Here is a 17968-nt window from a genome sequence, read left to right as displayed (position 1 = left end):
GTGATACCGGCAGACGAAGTTCCCACTGCAGCGGCAATTGCAGAGAGGGCGTTCAGCCGGATTGGAGCCTAGATTTATAGCCATTTTGGCCTCTAGCCCCCGTATTTATTGCGCAAACAGCTATCAAATCAGGAGCGCCTCAGCACAACCCGCAGCAAGTAGCCATGCAGCCCCAGCCACAGCCAGGGGTCCAGCACGGCGTCCCACACATTACCGGTAGGCAGGCGCAGCAGCACGAAGAGCAGCACGGCCAGCGGTGCCAGCCAAGTGCTCACGCGCCGGGCGGCACCGGCCTGCAGCAGGGGCAGCAGAGTGGCCAGGGCAACCACGGCCAGGGCCGGCGCGTCAAAGCCCAGCGCGTACAAGGCCACAGGCAGTTGGGCCAGGGTGTCCAGCAGCAACAGCCAGCCCACCACCAGGGCGACCAGCACCAAAGCGACCCAGGGTTTGCCGGGGCGGGCCACCACAGGTGCGCCACGCAACGTGCTGCCACTCCACCAGGCGCACACCAGCACCAACAGCACACTGGGTGCCTGGAACGCCAGGCCCAGCCAATAGGCGGGTGACAACTCGCCAGGCAGCAGGGCCCACAGCGCCACCAGCAGCGGCAAACCCCACACCACGCCGCGATGCCGGGTAAAGCGATGGACGACCACCAGCACCAGGGAGGCCAAGACCACCGCCCAGCCCAGCGGCAGCCACACCTGCATCAGCCACAGCGGCGGCAAAGCGGGCGCGCTCATGGTTGGCCTCCCACCGCAAACCGCTGCCAGGACAAGGTAGCACGGTCCACGGTGTAACTGATCCACAAAGCCCCATCGGCCCACGCCAGCGCGGGGTAAGAAAACTCGGCCTCCTCTGCGCCCTTGGCCAGGGTCTGCTGCAGCGTCCACTGCAGGCCGTCGGCGCTGCGGCTCAGGTCCAGCCGGGCGCGGCCTTCGGGGGTGGGGTTGTGGGCCAGCAGCATCTGCTGCGGCCCCAGCGCAAAACCGGCCACCGCGGCATCGGGGTTGCCCAGGGGCAGGTCGGGCAAATCCGTCCAGTGCGCGCCGCCATCGTCGGTGCGCGCCGCGGTCACCTTGCCACCGTGCCGCTCATCGCGCATCAGCGCCACCCATTGCGTGGGGCTTTGCGGCAGGATGCTGGGCTGCAGGTTATGGGTGCGGTTGGACATGCGGGTCAGGCCCACAAACTCCCCATTCGCATCGAGCCGCACCGTAGCGGGGTACTTCAGGCCCAGCTCGAAGTGCACCGGCAGCACCGCGCCGCCATCTTGCAGGGGCAGCATGGCGTTGCGCACCAAAAAGCTGGTGTTCCACAACCAGGACAAGGGCAACACGCGCACCGGCGCAAACGCCAGCTCCGCCAAATCCTGCGAGGCGCTGCTTTGCTGCAAATGCAGCACCCGGCTCGCGGCCCAGCCGCCCCAGCCCGTGGCCACCACAAACAGGTGCATGCGGCCTTGCGCATCCGTCCAGGCCACTGGGTTGCCCAGGCGGCGCAAGCCATGGCCCAGCAGGTCGCCCATTTGATGGCGGTTCACCACAAAACGCGGCGGTAGCCAGGTCTGGGTGGCACGGTCCCACTGGGTGGCGGCAATCTGCACCAGCGGGCCACTCTCGCGTTCGCCCGAAAACCAGAACAAGCTCAGCGCAGCGGCGTGCCCGACCGGCATGGGCAGCAGGCTGCTGGCGTGGGCGGCCGCCGTGCCGGGCGGCATGGGCACATCGCCCCCGGCCACACGCTGCAACTGCGCCGCCTGCACCGGCTGGCCACCCACAGCAATGGCGGGCATCTGCGCCAGCGCGGGTGCGGCTGCAGGCGGCCGCAGGGCGTGGTCTGCGCCCAGTAATACGGCCAGGCTGGCCAGCACTAGGGCAACACGGCCCCAAAGAGAAGACAACAACATGCGCCGATCTTAGTGGGGCGCCACAGGGGCTCTGCCGCAGGGGCTGCAAAAACTTGGCAAGGCGGGGACAATGCGGGGCATGAAAACCCTGCTTTCCATCGCCCCCTTAAGTTTCCCCTGGCAGACCCTGGACCCCTTCCTGTTCTGCGTGCACCACAACGACGCCTACCCGGCAGGCAACGCCCAGATGGCGCCCGACCCGGCGCTGCTGGCAGGCCGCAACATCGGCCAGGACTTTGCGGGCAAGGACGGCTGGAGCATGTACCACGGCGACACGGTGCCGGGCTTTCCCTCGCACCCACACCGCGGCTTTGAGACGGTCACCATCGTGCGCAACGGCCGCATTGACCACTCCGACTCGCTGGGTGCCACGGCGCGTTTTGGTGGTGGCGATGTGCAGTGGCTCACGGCCGGCAAGGGCATCGTGCACTGCGAGATGTTTCCGCTCTTACACACCGAGGCCCCCAACCCGACCGAACTGTTCCAGATCTGGCTCAACCTGCCGGCCAAACACAAGATGGTGGAGCCCCACTTCACCATGTTCTGGCACGAAGACATTCCGCGCACCACGGCCACCGACACGAATGGCCGCACCACCGAGGTGGTGTGTATTGCCGGCACGCTAGGCGATAAGCAGGGCCTGCCCCCACCGCCCGACTCCTGGGCCAGCGAGGCCGACAGCGAGCTGGCGATCTACACCATCAAACTCAGCCCCGGCGCGACGTGGACACTGCCTGGCGTGCGCCATGCCGCCACGCGGCGCCAGCTGTATTTCTTCCAGGGCAACACACTCACCGTGGCGGGCCAACCCGTGCCCGTCAAATCGGTGATGGAGGCGCGTGCCACCGACGACTGCACTTTTGTCAACGGCGATGTGGAGAGCGAACTGCTGGTGCTGCAAGGCCGCCCGATTGGCGAGCCCGTGGCGCAGTACGGCCCGTTTGTGATGAATACCCAGCAAGAGATTCACCAGGCCTTTGCCGACTACCGCCGCACCGAGTTTGGCGGCTGGCCATGGGGTGCGAATGACCCCGTGCACCCGCGCGAGCAAGGCCGCTTTGCCAAGCATGCGGACGGGAAAATCGAAGAACGCTAGCCCTTCTTCGCGCTCACGCCCAACGCATCCACCAGCCCCGCCATCGCGGCACCCGCCTCAGACCCCAGGCCTTGCAGTCCCTGCTGCACGGTGGCCTGGTTGGCGGCGGGTTGGTTCTGGCTGACTTTCCATTTGCCCGCCAGGCTGTCGATGGGGATTTCAATACCCACCACCGCGCTGACCATGCGGTCGGTGTAATCGCGCGGCGCATCGTCCACGGCCCAGGGGCGCGCCATACCGGCCTCCTGCTGGCCCGTTAGCTCCACCATCTGCGCACGTATCCAGGCCGCGTCGTCATGCACCTGCAAAAGACCCTTGGCATGCACCACGGCGTAGTTCCACGTGGGCACCACCTTGCCGTGCTCAGCCTTGCTGGCGTACCAGCCGGGGCTGATGTAGTGCTGTGGGCCCTGAAAAATGGCCAACACCGGCATGGCCAGATCGGTCTCGCGCCACAGCGGGTTGGCACGCGCCACGTGGCCCACCAGCGTGGGGCGGGTAACGCCCTGGGTGCGCAACAGCAGTGGGATGTGGTTGGCCTCTAGCCCCTGCGCGGTGAGCGTGACCAAGGTAGCCAACGGGTGCCTGCGCACCAGGGTGTGCAAGACCTCAGTGCGGGTTTCTTCAAAGTGGCCGGGTTGGTACATGACGCGTTGTCCTTTACTGGCTGGCCAGGTTGAGCTCGGCCTGCGGCTTGGCGTCGGCCGCAGCGCCACCGGTTTTCACCGCGCCCAGGAACAGACGCTCGGCGCTCACCTGCTTCGCAGCCAGGTAGTCCTTAACCACCACCCCACGCTGCAGCGCCAGCTCGCGGGCGGCCTCGTCGTTGACGGTGATGTTGGCCAGCAATAAAGCCTCCATGTCCGGCACCTCAATGTCCTTGGTCAGGCCCACCAGGTTGCGTGGCTTGGTGATGTCGGCACGGCGGTAGACCGCACGCAGCAGCACCGGCATTTCCTCGGCGCTGTAGCTGTTGACCGCAGCCGCATCCTTCCCCTCGGCAGTGGTACGGCGGCGCTTTTCGGCCAGCAGCAGGCCCTTGAGGCGTTCGCGCTTGATGGCCTCACGCTCGGCCTCCACGTTGGCCGTGCCTTGCACGGTCAGGCGCAGGCCGGGGCGGTCGACCAGGGCCTTGGCCACCTTGTCCAAACCAGCCTTGGCGGGGTCCGTCAGCACCCCACTGCCGGGCGCAAAGGCCACGGTGCTGAGCTCGGCACTGCCACCGCCGCCAAAGGCGTTGGCCAACAAACTGAACGGTGCCGTGATGGCCTTGGCCACCAGGTTGGTAATCACTTTCCAGATCACCGGGCCAATACGGAACTGTGGGTCGTTGAGCGAGCCGCTGATCGGCAGGTCCAGGTCAATCACACCATTGCGGTCGGCCAGCAGGGCCACCGCCAGCTTGACGGGCAGGCTGTTGGGCGCACCGTCCACCTTGTCGCCAAACGTCAGCTGGTTCAGCACCAGCTTGTTGGTGGCGGTGAGCTGGCCATCGGGCTGCACGGTGTAGCGCACATCCAGGCTGAGTTTGCCGCGCTCGATGCCATAACCCGCGTACTTCACCGCATAGGGCGACAGCGGCGACAGCTCCAGGTCGCGCACCTTGCCCGCAATGTCCAGCGCCAAGGGTTTGGCCAGCGGGTTGAGTTTGCCGGTGATGTCCAGCGAGGCCGTGCCTTCTGCCCGGCCACGCAGCTCCAGGTCGGCCAGCTGCACCACGCCATTGGCGGGCTGGCTGGAGAACTGGCTGAGCTTGCCCGTCAGGTCGCTCAGGTTGGCGGTGTAGTTGGGCTGGATGAAGCGGTCGGAAAACAGCACCCGGCCGTTGACCAGGCTGATGGGCCCCATGGTGATGATGGGCTCGGGCGCTGCGCCGGCGGCCGCCGATGTGGCAGGTGCCGGAGCCGATGCCGCCGCACCGGCTGGCGCACTGGCGGCCGCCTCGGCCTGGGCCGGGGTTTTGCTCAGGTCCTGCAGGTTCAGGCGGCCATTGGGGTTGACGATGAGGCGGGCATAAAAGTCGGACAAGGCCGCCTCGCGCGCGCTCACGCGGGTGGCGGCACCGGGCACCATGGCCAGGTCAATGCCGGGCACATTGAGCGACTTCCAGCTCAGCAGTTCTTCCGCAAAACTGCCGCCCGCACCCTGCACGGTGTTGGCGCGGAAGTCTTCCAGCTGCGCATCGCCTTTAAGCGCAACCTCTGGCCCCCTGGCCGTGCTGGCAAAGCGCAGCTGGCCCTTGAAGCTGGCATCGGCCCGCAGCACATCCAGGTTCACCTGGCTGGCCACATAGGGTGCGAGTGCATGCACCGGCAGTTCCAGCAGCTCCACCGCGCCTTGTACCACCACCGGGTCCCAGGCCACTGTGCCCTGGTAACGCAGGCTGCCGGCCTCGGCCTGGCCGGATTTCACGCGGGCGCTCAGCGTCACGGGCACGGGCTTCTTGCCATCCAGCGCGGCGCCCTTGGCCTGCAGGTTCAGGGCGGAAACTTCCAGTCGCACCGGGCGGGCATTCACGCGGTCAGTGAATTGCACGCTGGCGTCTTGCACTTGCAGCTCACCCAGCGCTACGGTCCAGGGTGCGGCGGGTGGCGTAGAAGCAGCTGCAGTTGGCGCGGCAACCGTGGCCGGCGCTGCATCACCCGCGGGCTTGAGCCAGCGCGTAAACATCCATGTCCCATCGGCCTCCCGGCGCACACCACTGCTGGCCCCGGCCAGCAGCAGCTTGCCCACGCGGGCACTGCGGGCCGCCAGGTCCACCTGGGCATCACTCACTTCGAGCAGCTTGAACTTGGGCAGGTCCTGCGAGCTGGGGCCGTCGTTGCTGCGCGTATTGCCCGTGGCAGCGTTTGCCAGCATGGCCTTGCTGGCCACCAGTCCGGCGTCGCGCACCGCGAGTTTTTTCACCGTGGCCTGCAGCTTGTCGCCGGTCCACTGGGCGCCCAGTTCGGCCTCCAGCAGGCCACGTACGGTGGGCTCCAGCCACGCAGCCAGGTAGGGTTCGGCCAGGGCCAGCGGTAGGCCGTTAACGGTGGCCTGGGCGCTGCCTTGCTGATCGGTGCCTTCGGCCTGGAGTGTCAGGCGGGCGCTGGTCTTGCCGGCAGGCAGGGTGCCACTCAGTTCAGCGCGCACAGCGTGGTCCATGGGCCAGTGCAGGCCCTGTGCGGTGAGCGCCAGCTCGGTCAGCGCCAGCTTGGCCGGGGTCTGCTGGTCCTGCCAGTCCACCCGGCCACCATGCAGCGCCAGGCGCTCCAAAGCCAAGGCCCAGGGCTTGGCCACAGCCGGTGTTTTAGTGCCATTTTGGCCTGCAGACCCCGTACTATCTGCGCGAGCAGCTCCTGTTTTAGGAGCACTCTTGGCGGCGCCAGCGCCACCCAGCTCCAGGTTCAGGCGCCCATTGCGCGCGCGCAGCACCTGCAGGCGCGGGTTGGTGATGTCCACAGTGCCCAGCTTTACCTGCTGCTCCAGCGGACGCACATCGGCCAGCTCGGCGCGCACCGTGTCCACCGACAGCAAGGGCGCGCCCGCTGCATCGGCCACGGCCAGTTGGCTCACCGTCACCACGCCGGTGAGCGTGACCGCCGTTTGCGGCTGCTGCACAAAACCAATCTTGAGTTCGGCATCCACCACTGCGCTTTGCGGCTGCACGGGCAGGCCTGCGGGCAGGTAAGGCAGGTAGGGCTTGAGGTCGAATTGGCTGATTTTTAGTTGCGCCTCACCCTGGCGGGTTTGGGCAAACGGGGTGCCTTGGGCCGCGGTATCCAACGCGCTGCCATTGAGCACAAAGGCCAGCCGGGGCGCGACCAGCACATCACGCTTGGAATCGAAGTTGCTGAGAAAAGGCACCGTGAGCTGCAGCTCACGCAGTGTGTGCTGGCGCGCTGGGCCCTGCAAGGCCTGGTCGGTGTAGTCCACACTGCCGCCACTGAGGGTGACGTTGTAGACCGCAAAACGCAGCGGATCACCCGTGGGCGCGTCCGACGGTGCCTGCAGGCGCTGCACGATGTCGTCGATGTCGTACTGCCCCTTCCCTGTATGGGTGAGGTGCAGTACGGGCGCATCCACTGCGACCGCGTCCACCACGGGCGCCAGGCGCAGCAGCGACTGCAGCTCGGCATCCACGTACACCCGGGCAACGCTGAACTGCGGGCCACTGCCGTCCGCCTTGGCCACGGCCAGGTCGCGCACCGTGAGCTCCAGCGACCAGGGCGCAAATTCAATGGCACCGATGGTGACCGCACGGCCCAGCAGGGCCGACAGCCGGGTTTGCGCCTGGCTCTTGGCGATAGACGGCACCAGCGCCCAGGCCAGCCCCCACAGCAGTACCAGTGCCCCCAGCGCATAGGCCAGGCGGCGCAACCAAGGCAGGATTCGGGGAGGCAGTGGGGTCATGGCAGGTCTGGAAGTAAAAGCATCAGTACCGCGCCGGGCGGCGCACACCAGTGATGGTAACGGCGCCACTTGACCCCTGCACAGCCGTTGACCTGCATCAAGCTCCAGCGCGAGTGTGCGTGGGAAGCTCTCGCAAAAATCACCGGAGACACGCCATGCCCCGTAGCAGCCTGCAAACCATCAAAGACGAACACGCCGCCCTGGCCGCCATGCTGCAGTCGCTGCTGCTGATGCTGGACCGGGGCCATGGCGACGAGCCCGAGCGGTTTTTTGACGTGCTACGCGCCATGCTCTTCTACATCGATGAGTTCCCCGAGCGCCTGCACCACCCCAAAGAGTCGGACCTGCTGTTTCCGCGTGTGGTGCGTCTGGCACCACAAACCATGGAAGCCGTCACCCAACTGGAAAAAGACCACGCCCACAGCGAAGCCGCCGTGCGCGAGTTGCAACACCTGCTGCTGGCCTGGGAGCTGTTGGGGGAAAGCCGCCACGCGGCGTTTGACACCGCGGTGCGCCGCTACGTGGTGGCCTACCTGGCTCACATGAAGCTGGAAGAAACCGCCATCCTGCCCGTGGCCCAAGCCGTGCTCAGCGAGGCCGACTGGGCCGAGCTGGACGCCGCCTTTGCCCACAACTGTGACCCGCTCACTGGCCAGCACCCACGCGACCCGGCTTTTGACCGCCTGTTCACCCGCATCGTGATGCGGGCGCCCGCGCCCATTGGTGTGGGCGAGGGCTGAGCCCCGCGCTGCAATGCCCTGACGCAATGGCCCCGGATGTGACAAAGCGTGGAACTTTCCAGTTCCTGGGTATTCCGACACCGGCAGTCTGACTCCCCCGCAAGGGGCGAGTCGCTCATTTGTCAGGACTCCACCATGCAATACCCAAACTCGCCATCCCGCCGTACCTTGCTGGCCCACGGTACAGGCATCCTGGCCATCACGGGCACGCCCGCCTGGTTCAGCCCCGCACGGGCGCAAACGGCCCTGCGGCCCACGCCCAGCCAGACCGAGGGGCCTTACTACCCCATCGCCCTGCCCAGCGACAACGACTTTGATCTGCTACGCAACGGCAGCGCGGTCTACAAAAAAGGGCAAGTCGCCTGGGTAGAGGGGGTGGTGACGGATACGAAAGGTATGCCGGTGTCTGGTGCGGTGGTTGAAATCTGGCAGTGTGACCACGAGGGCAACTACCACCACCCCCGTGACGGTGGCAAAGCCGACCCCAACTTTCAGGGCTTCGGCAAGGTGGCGGTCGGCAAAGACGGTCGCTATCGCTTTCGCACCATGAAGCCAGCGCCCTACACCGGGCGCACGCCCCACATCCATGTGAAAGTCAGGCTCGACCGCAAGGAACTGCTGACAACGCAACTCTATGTGGCAGGTGATCCGGGCAACGACCGCGACTCCCTGTGGCGTGGCCTCGACGCGCAGGAGCGGGCCGCCCTGACCCGTGCATTTACCCCCTCCGCCAACGGTATGCGCGCCGAATTCCCCATCGTGGTGCAGGCCTAGCTAGCAGGCTCTGCGTCAGCCTCAACGCGCGAGCTTGAGCGCCAGCACCTGCTGGGCCACACAGCGCCCCTGCACCTTGCCACCCTCAATGCCACTGCGGAAATGGATGCCCGCGTACATGCGCGAGATTGCTGCCTCATCCGCCGCCACCTTGAAGCTGGCAAAGGTACGCGGGCCCCAGCCGCGGTCGTTGTGGGTGTTGTCGGTGAAGGGTTTGTTGGCGCCAAACACCTGCTCCAGCACCCCGGCCGCCGCGCTGGACTGCACCGAGTGGCCCGAGGGGTACTCCGGGAACGGTGGCGTGTGCATCAGCGTGGGCACCCAGTTGCTGTCGATGACCAGTTGCACATAGGTAACCGGGCGCAACAGGTTCACCGTATATTTTGTTTTCCAGCCTGCAATAAAGGCGTCGGCCATGGCCATGTTCAGGCGCACCATGGTTTGGGCAGCCTGGGCCAGGTCGGCTTTTTGCAGTTTGAGCAGGTCGTTGGCAATAAACACCCAGTGGCCCGCGGGTGTGGGGGTTTTGAGTGGGTCATCCGCCCAGTACAGCGATACCTGGCGCTGCTCTTGGGTGGCCTTGTTGCTCACCTGGTAGACCTCGTTGGCCTCTTTGTAGAAGGCAGAGCCGGGGCTCTCGGAATACGGTGGCGGCAATGGCGCTGCGCAGGTGCTGCTGGTCTTGAGCACAAAGGGGCGCACGTCGCCCCAGCGCGGCAGCAGCGTTGGGGCGAAAGCAGGCGGCGTGGCGACCCACTGGCCCTCACCACTGGGCGGCACGTAGTTTTGCTGGCTGCGGCGCAGTGGGCCCCAGGCCTCGTGGCCACCGTCGGTGCGGGCCCAGGTCATGAGGGCCATGGCCATGAGCTTGCCAAAGGTCTCCGAGCGGTTGGTGATCTCGGGCGTGACCGTGTTGGGGTCAAAGTCCTGGCTGTACTTGAGCGGCAGACTGCGCTCCAGCAGGTCGATGCGGGCCTTGTTCTCGGCACTGGCGGTGGGGAACATCATGCGTGTCATGGTGGCCATGGAGGCATTGGCCACCGTGGGCCAGTGCAGCACCTCGTCGGGCTGGGCCCAGGGCAAGGATTGCAGCTCGTTGAGCTGGCCCGCCAGGCTCTGGTGCTGCGGCATGCCGGGCACCACCGACTCATACAGCGTGAGCCCCAGGTACGCAAAGGCGCGTGAGGCCACCGGCGGGCTGAAACCCGGCGTCTGCTGCGTGAGCAACAAGGCCAGGCTGAACCATTCGTTGGCCACACCGGCACTGAAAGCGCTGGCCGGGCGGGCGGCAGGCGCCGCTGGTTGGGCGGGTGCGGGCGCGCTGGTCCAGGCGCAGGCCGCAGCCAGGCACAGGGAAAACAATCGAAATTTCATGGGGCTTTCCAGTTCACAAGGCCTTGGGGGCTGAGGGTGTAGAAGGCGTCCGCCTTGGCGGGCATCCAGTCGCTCCAGCCGCCATGCGGCCACTGGACACGCAGTTGCGTGGTGGTCGCACTGCCCAAGCCAAAGTGCATCCAGCCCAGGTGGCCGCTGGCGTGGCCACCGCCTACCGTGAGCTCCTGACGGATCACGCGGGCGGTATCGCCCTCTCCCAGCCTCACTTCCACCCAGGCACCCACGGCATCACGGTTGCCTGCGGGCTGCTGCAAACGCAGCTGCAGCCAATGGCCCGCAGGCGCCGCCGTGGTCTGCCGCCACAGCTGGGCCTTGTCCCAGCGGTTCACCACCAGCACGTCCAGCAGGCCGTCGCCATTCAGGTCCACCACCAAACCACCGCGCCCACGCTTGAAGCTGGCCAGACCGGCCTGGCTGCCCGCTTCCACAAAGTTGCCATCGGCTTTTTGCAGCAGCAGGTTGTTGGGGTCCAGGGTCGCAAAGTCGGGCATGGTGGACACATTGCCCTTGACCACAAACAGGTCGGCCAGGCCGTCGTTGTTCATATCGGCAAACTGGGCGTGCCAGGCGGTGCTGGGGTGCACATCGCCGCCCACATAGGGCCGGTGCGCCGTCACACCGCGTTTGAAGGCGATGTCGGTGAAACGCGGCTGGGCGGCACCGGCTTCCAGCGTCTGCAGCTTGTTGTCGGACATGCTGGTCAAAAACACCTCGGGGTAACCGTCGCCATTGAGGTCATGGCTGGCAATGCCCATGCCCCAGATCTGCAGCGGCTTCCAGCCCTGGGCCGCGGTGTACAGCGCAGGCGGCGCACCGGCAGGCAGCTGCCACAGCTGTTCTTCACCTCCCTTGTAATACTCGCGGTCATTACTCACCCGCAGCGCGGCCGTGCCCGAGCGGTTCCAGTCTGAAAACAACATGGACAAGGCGCAGTGGCCCGGCGCCAGCGGCGTGGCCGCTTGGTAGCCGCCGCCCTCCTTGGGGCGCAGCAGCAAGCCCGGCGTGCAGCTGCCCCAGGGGAACTCGGGCTTGCTGCGGTCGGTGTAGGTGCCAATGGCCAACGTAGGCCAGGTTTGGCCCTTCTCCCAGGTGGCCGCAAAGGCGGTGTGCCAGCCATTGCCGGTGCGAATCGTCCATGCGTCGTTGGCCTTCTCGAACTTGCACTGGCCCGCACCTTTGAACACCTGCACCTCGCCCACACGCAGTACCACCAGGTCGGTCTGGCCGTCCCCGTCGATGTCCAGCGGGTAGGCGCCCACGGCATTGGTCAGCTCCAGGCCCGAGCGCTCTTCTTGCAGCTTCAAGGCGGCGCCACGCGTACTGCGGTTGCGGTAGAACTTGGCTTTGTTCACGCCCGCGGTCACGTACACCTCGGGCAGGCCGTCGGCATCGCAATCGAAGGTGGCCACGCCGCCGCCCACCATGTATTCGCCCTCGCCTTCAAAGCGGCTTTGCAGGCCGGCAATGTCGGTTTCTTCCAGAAAACGAGGGGTAGCCGAGGCCGGCGCATCGGCTGCCCAGGCCCATGGGGCCAGGCACAGCCCCACCATGGCACCGCGCACCGCGGGCCGGGAAATCCAATCCAGAGGGTGCACGTGGCAATCCTTTGTGAAAAATGAAAGAACCCGGCGATCTTATTAAGTTCGATGATTAAACTATGTCGGGTTTATCCCTATTCGCGCCGAGATCGAAGTACCGAACAATTAGTTTGTCGTCCTTACTAAATGCACCGTGTTGCATTTACGGCAGCACGATGGCTCTGAAGAGTCCTTCCAAAACCATAGGCCTGACACAGGCCAAATCACCGGAGACATTGATGAAACTGAAGACAACACTGACCGCCCTGGCCCTGAGCCTGGCTGCCGCTGGCGCGTTTGCCCAAGTCGTGGGCGTGAGCTGGTCCAACTTCCAGGAAGAACGCTGGAAGACCGACGAAGCCGCCATCAAAGCCCAACTGGCCAAAGACGGCGCCAGCTACATCAGCGCTGACGCTGGTGGCTCCCCCGAGAAACAACTCGCCGACATCGACAGCCTGATCTCCAAGGGCGCAAAGGCCCTGATCATTCTGGCCATGGACAAAGACGCCATCCTGCCCGCCGTGAACAAGGCCAACCAGCAAAAGATCCCCGTGGTGGCCTATGACCGCCTGATCGAAGCGCCCGGCGTGTTCTACATCACCTTCGACAACGTGGAAGTGGGCCGCATGCAGGCCCGCGCCATTCTGGAAGCCAAGCCCAAGGGCAACTACGTGATGATCAAGGGCTCGCCTACCGACCCCAACGCCAACTTCCTGCGCGGTGGCCAGCAAGAGATCATTGACGCTGCGGTGAAAAAAGGCGACATCAAGATCGTGGGCGAGGAATACACCGACGGCTGGAAGCCCGAAGTCGCCCAGAAGAACATGGAACAAATCATCACCAAGACCGGCGGCAAGATTGACGCCGTGGTCGCCTCCAACGACGGTACCGCCGGTGGTGTGGTCGCTGCGTTGACTGCCAAGGGCATCAAGGGCATTCCAGTCTCCGGCCAAGACGGTGACCACGCTGCGCTGAACCGCGTGGCGCTGGGCAGCCAGACCGTGTCGGTATGGAAAGACGCCCGCGACCTGGGCCGTGACGCTGCTGCTGCAGCCGTAGTGCTGGCCAAGGGCCAAAAAGTGGCTGCTGCCCAAACCTGGAACGGTGGCGAGAAGAAAGTGTCCCTGCAAGCCCAATTCTTGAAGCCTGTGCCCGTGACCGCCAAGAACCTGGACTTGGTAGTTAAGGCTGGCTGGATCAAGAAGGCCGACCTTTGCAAAGGTGTGGACGCTGCCAAAGGCCCAGCCGCTTGCAAATAAGTAAGCACCCCCTGAGCCGCTGCGCAGCGCCCCCCTCAAGGGGGGCGCACCCAGCGGCCTGGCAAAGCCAGTTCCACGGGTGCCCTGAGTGGATACCCATCGCGCCGACTACGGCACGTTAGAGAACTGAAAAGCCCTCCAACCGCGGGCTGGCATCAGCCCGCGGTTTTTTTATGTCTTGCGGAGAACGCATGTGAATCCCGTTTTGAATTCCCTGAAGCAGGCCGCCATCGACTGGCGCCTGGTGATGATGGGCGCGGTGCTGGCAGCCATTGCCATCGTGTTCAACATCCTGTCCGGCGGGCTGTTTTTGTCCCCCGAGAATTTGTACAACATTGCCCAGCAAACGGCCGTGGTCGGCGTGGTCGCCACCGTGGTGGTGCTGGTCATCGTGGCGCGCCATATCGACCTGTCCGTGGGCTCGGTCATGGGTTTTGTGGGCGTGCTGATTGCCACCCTGATGTACACCGCCGGTTGGCACTGGGTCGAGGCCTCGTTGGCTGGCCTGGCCGTGGCCATTGCCGTGTCGCTGTACCAGGGCGCGCTGACCGCCATGCTGGGTGTGCCCTCCTTCGTCGTGACCCTGGGTGGCCTGATGTCTTTCCGCGGTGCTGCCTTTTTGGTGGCCGACGGCAAGACCCAACCCGTCAACGACCAGTTCTTCCAGCGCTTGGGCGGTGGTTTTGACGGTGCCATTGGCGTCACCGCCAGCTGGGTGCTGGCCGGTTTGATTGTGCTGGCCCTGGTGGCCCAGATGTGGGCCAAGCGCCGCGCCAAGGCCTCGTATGACGTGCCCAACAACCCGCTGTGGCTGGACGCCGCCATCGTGCTGGTGCCGGTAGCCATCGTGCTGGCCTTTGTGACGGCCATGAACAACTACCAGATCATGAACAAGGACGCCCCGCAGGGCATCCCGATTCCGGTGCTGATCTGGGCCGCCGTGGCCCTGGTGCTGTCCTTCATCGTGCACCGCACCCGTTTTGGCCGCTACGTGTTTGCCATGGGTGGCAACCCCGAGGCGGCCGCACTGGTGGGTATTCCGGTGCGCAAGGTCACCCTCATGCTGTTTGCGCTGATGGGCGTGCTCATCACCATCGCCGCCATGGTGTCCATTGCCCGCCTGAACGCCGGCACCAATTCGCTGGGTAGCAGCATGGAGCTGTATGTGATTGCGGCCGCCGTGATTGGTGGCACCGCACTGGCCGGTGGCAGTGGGTCGATTCTGGGGTCGGTGCTGGGCGCACTGATCATGCAAAGCATTGACAGCGGCATGTTGCTGCTCGATGTGTCGATTGGGGTGCGCTACGTGATCATTGGCCAGGTGCTGATTGCTGCGGTGGTGTTTGATGTGGTTTACCGCCGTGTGACAGGAGACACCGTATGAGCGCAGGCAATACAAAGCAGGCGCTGGTGGAAATGCGCAACATCGGCAAGTCCTTTGGCGGCGTGCACGCGGTGGACGACGTGAGCCTCACGCTCTACCCCGGCGAAGTGGTGGCCCTGCTGGGCCACAACGGGGCGGGCAAGTCCACACTCATGAAAATGCTGGCCGGGGCCTACCCCATCGACAGTGGCGAGGTGCTAATCAACGGCGAGAAGGCCAACATCCGCACCCCCGTGGACGCGCAGCGCTGTGGCATCGAATCCATCTACCAAACGCTGGCCCTGGCCGACAACCTGGACGCGGTGGCCAACCTGTTTTTGGGCCGCGAACTGCTGACCCGCTGGAACACGCTGGACGACCACCGCATGGACGCGGACGCCCGCAAGGTGTTCCACCGCCTAAACAAAAACTTTAAAAACGTGCGCACGCCGGTGCGCCGCCTTTCGGGCGGGCAGCGCCAGGTGGTGGCGATTTCACGCGCCATTTACTTCAACGCCAAGATCCTCATCATGGACGAGCCCACGGCCGCTCTGGGCCCTGAGGAAACCGCGATGGTGGGCAACCTGGTGAAGCAGCTCAAGGCGGAAGGCGTGGGGATTTTCCTGATCACGCACGACATGCCGGACGTGTTTGGCCTCAGCGACCGGCTGGCGGTCATGAAAAATGGAAAATTGGTGGGTGCATACCGCACAAGCGATGTCACCGAGGACGAAGTTCTTGGCATGATCATCGCAGGCAAACAACCTGAAGGAAAACCGCAAACCCACAGCCTGTGAGTGCGGCCCCTCCCCCCCATGAAAACGACCGGCGACCAACAATTAGTCAAACGCATCAACCGCAGCGTGCTGCTGCGGCTGCTGCGCAGCCAAAGCGGGCTGTCCCGCGCCCAACTGGCCCAGGAGAGTGGACTGACCAAGTCCACCGTGAGCCTGCTGGTGCGCGAGCTGATTGACGAAGGTTGGCTCACCGAGACCGATGTGACCGCAGCCCAGGGCCTGGGCCGCCCGTCCACACCCCTGCAGATCGACAGCCGCAGCCGCGGCATGATTGGTGTGGAAGTGGCGGTGGAGGCGCTGCGCGTGGTGGGTGTGTCACTCACCGGCCAAGTGTTGTGCGCGCTGGAAGAACCCCTGATGGGCACCCAACCCGACGAGGTGTGCCGCCAGACGGCCCGCTTGGTGGCGCGCACCCATGCGCAGCTGGTGCAGCGCAGTGTGCAGCTGGCGGGCGTGGGCGTGGGCCTGCCCGGTGCCTTTGACGAAGCCACCGGCATGCTGCGTTTTGCGCCCAACCTGGGCTGGCGCAATGTGGACTTTGTGCCCCTGATTACCCACGCGCTGGCCCAAGCCGGTGTGCCCCCGGTGGCGGTGCATGTACAAAACGAAGCCGACACCGCTGCCCTGAGCGAATACGAATTCTCCGAGGGCGATGCCAAAGACTCGCTGATCTTTGTGACCTGCGGCGCCGGTGTGGGCGCGGGCATTGTGCTCAACGACCGCCTGTTTACCGGCATGCAGGGCATGGCCGGTGAAATTGGCCACAGCATTTTGCAGATCGACGGGCCGCTGTGCTCGTGCGGCCGCAAGGGCTGTGCCGAAACCTTTTTTGGCGCCCGCACCCTGGCCAAACTACCCGACCCGGCACAGGGCGGCCACTACCTGGGTGTGGTGCTGCAAAACCTGTGGACCACCTTCAACCCCAGCATGCTGGTGGTGGGCGGCCCCTCGTGCGACCGCTACCCCGCCATCGTGCAGGTGGCGCAGGCCACGCTGCAAAGCTACGCCGCCAGCGCCGGCATGACCGCCCCCACGGTGCGTGCCGCCCGCTACGGACTGCTGGCCTCTGCCGTAGGCGCCGCAGCCCTGGTGCTGCACCACGACCTGCGCCCCATGCATGCCAAAACCCCTGTTGCGGCGACCCGCCCTGCGGATGCCGCAGAGATTTCTTCCTCCTCCACCATCACCGCATAAGACACATGTTTATTGGCATTGACATTGGTACCTCCGAAGTAAAGGTGCTGCTTTTGGCCCCCGACCACCGCGTGCTCGGCTCGGCCGGCACCGCACTCACCGTGCAGCGCCCGCACCCTGGCCACAGCGAACAAAACCCGCACGACTGGTGGGCCGCCACGCAGTCGGCCCTGGCGCAACTGCGCGCCGCGCACCCGCAAGAATTTGCAGCCGTGCAGGCCATTGGCTTGTCGGGCCAGATGCACGGTGCCGTGCTGCTGGACGCGCAAGACCAGGTGCTGCGCCCCGCCATTTTGTGGAACGACACCCGCTGCGCCTTGGAGTGCACCGAGATGATGGCCGAGCTGCCGAGCCTGACCGATCTGGCCGGCAGCCTGGCCATGCCCGGCTTTACCGCGCCCAAGCTGCGCTGGGTGGCCAAACACGAGCCCGCCATCTTCAAACAAGTGGCCAAGGTGCTGCTGCCCAAGGACTATGTGCGCCTGAAGCTGACCGGCGAATACGTGAGTGATATGTCCGACGCCAGCGGCACGCTGTGGCTGGATGTGCAACAACGCGCCTGGTCGGACGCCCTGCTCGCGCTGACCGGCCTGACGCAGGCGCACATGCCGCGCCTGGTGGAAGGCAGCGCGCCCGGCGGTTATTTGAAAGCCGATGTGGCCCAGGCCCTGGGCCTGCCCAAGGGCATCGTGGTGGCCGGTGGCGCCGGTGACAACGCGGCCAGCGCCGTGGGCATGGGCGCGGTGGACGCAGGCCAGGGCTTCTTGTCGCTGGGTACCAGCGGCGTGTTGTTTGTTGTCACCCCTAGCTACCAGCCCAATGCCGCCAGTGCTACGCACGCGTTTTGCCACGCCGTGCCGGGCCGCTGGCACCAGATGAGCGTGATGCTGTCTGCCGCCAGCAGCCTGCAATGGGTGACCGACCTGCTGGGCGCGCCCAACGCCGGTGTGGTGGCGGGCAAGGCAGCAGACCTGTCGCTGGCCGACCGCGCCACATCGCCCTTGTTCTTGCCCTACCTGGGCGGTGAGCGCACCCCGCACAACGACGCCAATGTGCGCGGCAGCTTTCACCAACTGAGCTTTGACACCGATGCCGCCCGCCTGGGCTACGCGGTGATCGAAGGCGTGACCTTTGGCCTGAAAGATGGCCTGGCCGCGCTCAACGCCGCTGGCAGCCGCGTAACACGCCTGTCCCTGGTGGGCGGTGGTGCACGCAGTGCCTTCTGGGCGCAGCAACTGGCCAGCGCGCTGGATGCCGAAGTGGTGACGCATGGCAGCTCTGCCGTGGGTGGCGCCCTGGGTGCTGCGCGCCTGGGCTGGCTGGCCACCGGTGCCACGCAAGCCAACGTGTGCCTGAGCCCCGAGGTGGAAGCCAGCTACCGCCCCAATGCCGCCGAACAAGACCTGCTGGCGGCGCGCTATGCGCAGTTCCGCAGCCTGTACCGCCCCACCTGAAATACGCACGCCCTTCGG

At 65.5% G+C, this 17968-nt stretch carries 14 protein-coding genes; 8 read left to right on the top strand and 6 right to left on the bottom strand.

The features are described from left to right. Positions 1–128: 128 nt before the first annotated feature. The gene (locus C5F53_RS15365; RefSeq protein ID WP_105262245.1) at positions 129–743 is read right to left on the bottom strand and encodes a hypothetical protein; all 615 of its coding nucleotides are present in this window, start codon (positions 741–743) and stop codon (positions 129–131) included. Next, the gene (locus C5F53_RS15360; RefSeq protein WP_105262244.1) at positions 740–1909 is read right to left on the bottom strand and encodes an exo-alpha-sialidase; all 1170 of its coding nucleotides are present in this window, start codon (positions 1907–1909) and stop codon (positions 740–742) included. Before C5F53_RS15360 ends, C5F53_RS15365 begins: the two co-directional genes overlap by 4 nt. 70 nt (positions 1910–1979) lie before the next feature. Here C5F53_RS15360 and C5F53_RS15355 point away from each other — a divergent pair, with 70 nt between their 5' ends. Next, positions 1980–3005, top strand: a complete 1026-nt coding sequence (locus tag C5F53_RS15355; protein ID WP_105262243.1) for a pirin family protein — start codon at positions 1980–1982, stop codon at positions 3003–3005. Here C5F53_RS15355 and C5F53_RS15350 read toward each other — a convergent pair. Further along, positions 3002–3652, bottom strand: coding sequence for an FMN-binding negative transcriptional regulator (locus C5F53_RS15350; protein WP_105262242.1), 651 nt, complete (start codon positions 3650–3652; stop codon positions 3002–3004). The two genes, C5F53_RS15355 and C5F53_RS15350, sit on opposite strands and share 4 nt — an antisense overlap. Before the next feature lie 13 nt (positions 3653–3665). Then, positions 3666–7397: a DUF748 domain-containing protein gene (locus tag C5F53_RS15345; RefSeq protein ID WP_105262241.1), complete on the bottom strand. Its 3732-nt coding sequence runs from the start codon at positions 7395–7397 to the stop codon at positions 3666–3668. A gap of 155 nt (positions 7398–7552) precedes the next feature. Here C5F53_RS15345 and C5F53_RS15340 point away from each other — a divergent pair, with 155 nt between their 5' ends. Continuing rightward, a complete protein-coding gene (locus C5F53_RS15340) occupies positions 7553–8137 on the top strand; it encodes a hemerythrin domain-containing protein (protein WP_105262240.1) in 585 nt (194 codons plus the stop codon). A gap of 135 nt (positions 8138–8272) precedes the next feature. Further along, complete coding sequence (locus tag C5F53_RS15335; protein WP_105262239.1) at positions 8273–8911, top strand: protocatechuate 3,4-dioxygenase; 639 nt, start codon at positions 8273–8275, stop codon at positions 8909–8911. A 21-nt stretch (positions 8912–8932) separates the two neighbouring features. Here C5F53_RS15335 and C5F53_RS15330 read toward each other — a convergent pair whose 3' ends face one another. Continuing rightward, positions 8933–10285, bottom strand: a complete 1353-nt coding sequence (locus tag C5F53_RS15330) for a vanadium-dependent haloperoxidase (protein WP_105262238.1) — start codon at positions 10283–10285, stop codon at positions 8933–8935. Next, positions 10282–11901 carry a CRTAC1 family protein gene (locus C5F53_RS15325; protein ID WP_236635390.1) on the bottom strand — a complete coding sequence of 540 codons (1620 nt, stop codon included), beginning with the start codon at positions 11899–11901 and terminating at the stop codon, positions 10282–10284. Before C5F53_RS15325 ends, C5F53_RS15330 begins: the two co-directional genes overlap by 4 nt. Positions 11902–12122: 221 nt before the next feature. Here C5F53_RS15325 and xylF point away from each other — a divergent pair, with 221 nt between their 5' ends. The 5 genes from xylF to xylB all read left to right on the top strand — a co-directional run bounded on the left by xylF (position 12123) and on the right by xylB (position 17950). Continuing rightward, positions 12123–13142: a D-xylose ABC transporter substrate-binding protein gene (xylF, locus tag C5F53_RS15320; protein ID WP_105262287.1), complete on the top strand. Its 1020-nt coding sequence runs from the start codon at positions 12123–12125 to the stop codon at positions 13140–13142. Between the two features lie 247 nt (positions 13143–13389). Next, positions 13390–14526 carry a sugar ABC transporter permease gene (locus tag C5F53_RS15315; RefSeq protein WP_105262286.1) on the top strand — a complete coding sequence of 379 codons (1137 nt, stop codon included), beginning with the start codon at positions 13390–13392 and terminating at the stop codon, positions 14524–14526. Continuing rightward, on the top strand, positions 14523–15302 hold the full coding sequence (locus tag C5F53_RS15310) for an ATP-binding cassette domain-containing protein (protein WP_105262237.1): 780 nt from the start codon (positions 14523–14525) through the stop codon (positions 15300–15302). Before C5F53_RS15315 ends, C5F53_RS15310 begins: the two co-directional genes overlap by 4 nt. An 18-nt stretch (positions 15303–15320) precedes the next feature. Beyond that, positions 15321–16496, top strand: coding sequence for an ROK family transcriptional regulator (locus C5F53_RS15305; RefSeq protein WP_105262236.1), 1176 nt, complete (start codon positions 15321–15323; stop codon positions 16494–16496). A 5-nt stretch (positions 16497–16501) separates the two neighbouring features. Beyond that, a complete protein-coding gene (gene xylB / locus C5F53_RS15300; protein ID WP_105262235.1) occupies positions 16502–17950 on the top strand; it encodes a xylulokinase in 1449 nt (482 codons plus the stop codon). The last annotated feature ends 18 nt before the right edge of the window (positions 17951–17968 follow it).

The organism is Rhodoferax sp. TS-BS-61-7, assembly GCF_002943465.1.
Taxonomy (GTDB): Bacteria; Pseudomonadota; Gammaproteobacteria; order Burkholderiales; family Burkholderiaceae_C; genus Allorhodoferax.
This window is presented reverse-complemented; position numbering and strand designations above follow the sequence as displayed.

What these genes read in the sequence shown, in the direction of transcription:
- C5F53_RS15365 (WP_105262245.1), bottom strand. Translation starts at nt 743, where the DNA reads ATGAGCGCGCCCGCTTTGCCGCCGCTGTGGCTGATGCAGGTGTGGCTG.
- C5F53_RS15315 (WP_105262286.1), top strand. Translation starts at nt 13,390, where the DNA reads ATGATGGGCGCGGTGCTGGCAGCCATTGCCATCGTGTTCAACATCCTG.
- xylB (WP_105262235.1), top strand. Translation starts at nt 16,502, where the DNA reads ATGTTTATTGGCATTGACATTGGTACCTCCGAAGTAAAGGTGCTGCTT.
- C5F53_RS15305 (WP_105262236.1), top strand. Translation starts at nt 15,321, where the DNA reads ATGAAAACGACCGGCGACCAACAATTAGTCAAACGCATCAACCGCAGC.
- C5F53_RS15345 (WP_105262241.1), bottom strand. Translation starts at nt 7,397, where the DNA reads ATGACCCCACTGCCTCCCCGAATCCTGCCTTGGTTGCGCCGCCTGGCC.
- C5F53_RS15340 (WP_105262240.1), top strand. Translation starts at nt 7,553, where the DNA reads ATGCCCCGTAGCAGCCTGCAAACCATCAAAGACGAACACGCCGCCCTG.
- C5F53_RS15330 (WP_105262238.1), bottom strand. Translation starts at nt 10,285, where the DNA reads ATGAAATTTCGATTGTTTTCCCTGTGCCTGGCTGCGGCCTGCGCCTGG.
- C5F53_RS15355 (WP_105262243.1), top strand. Translation starts at nt 1,980, where the DNA reads ATGCGGGGCATGAAAACCCTGCTTTCCATCGCCCCCTTAAGTTTCCCC.
- C5F53_RS15350 (WP_105262242.1), bottom strand. Translation starts at nt 3,652, where the DNA reads ATGTACCAACCCGGCCACTTTGAAGAAACCCGCACTGAGGTCTTGCAC.
- xylF (WP_105262287.1), top strand. Translation starts at nt 12,123, where the DNA reads ATGAAACTGAAGACAACACTGACCGCCCTGGCCCTGAGCCTGGCTGCC.
- C5F53_RS15335 (WP_105262239.1), top strand. Translation starts at nt 8,273, where the DNA reads ATGCAATACCCAAACTCGCCATCCCGCCGTACCTTGCTGGCCCACGGT.
- C5F53_RS15360 (WP_105262244.1), bottom strand. Translation starts at nt 1,909, where the DNA reads ATGTTGTTGTCTTCTCTTTGGGGCCGTGTTGCCCTAGTGCTGGCCAGC.
- C5F53_RS15310 (WP_105262237.1), top strand. Translation starts at nt 14,523, where the DNA reads ATGAGCGCAGGCAATACAAAGCAGGCGCTGGTGGAAATGCGCAACATC.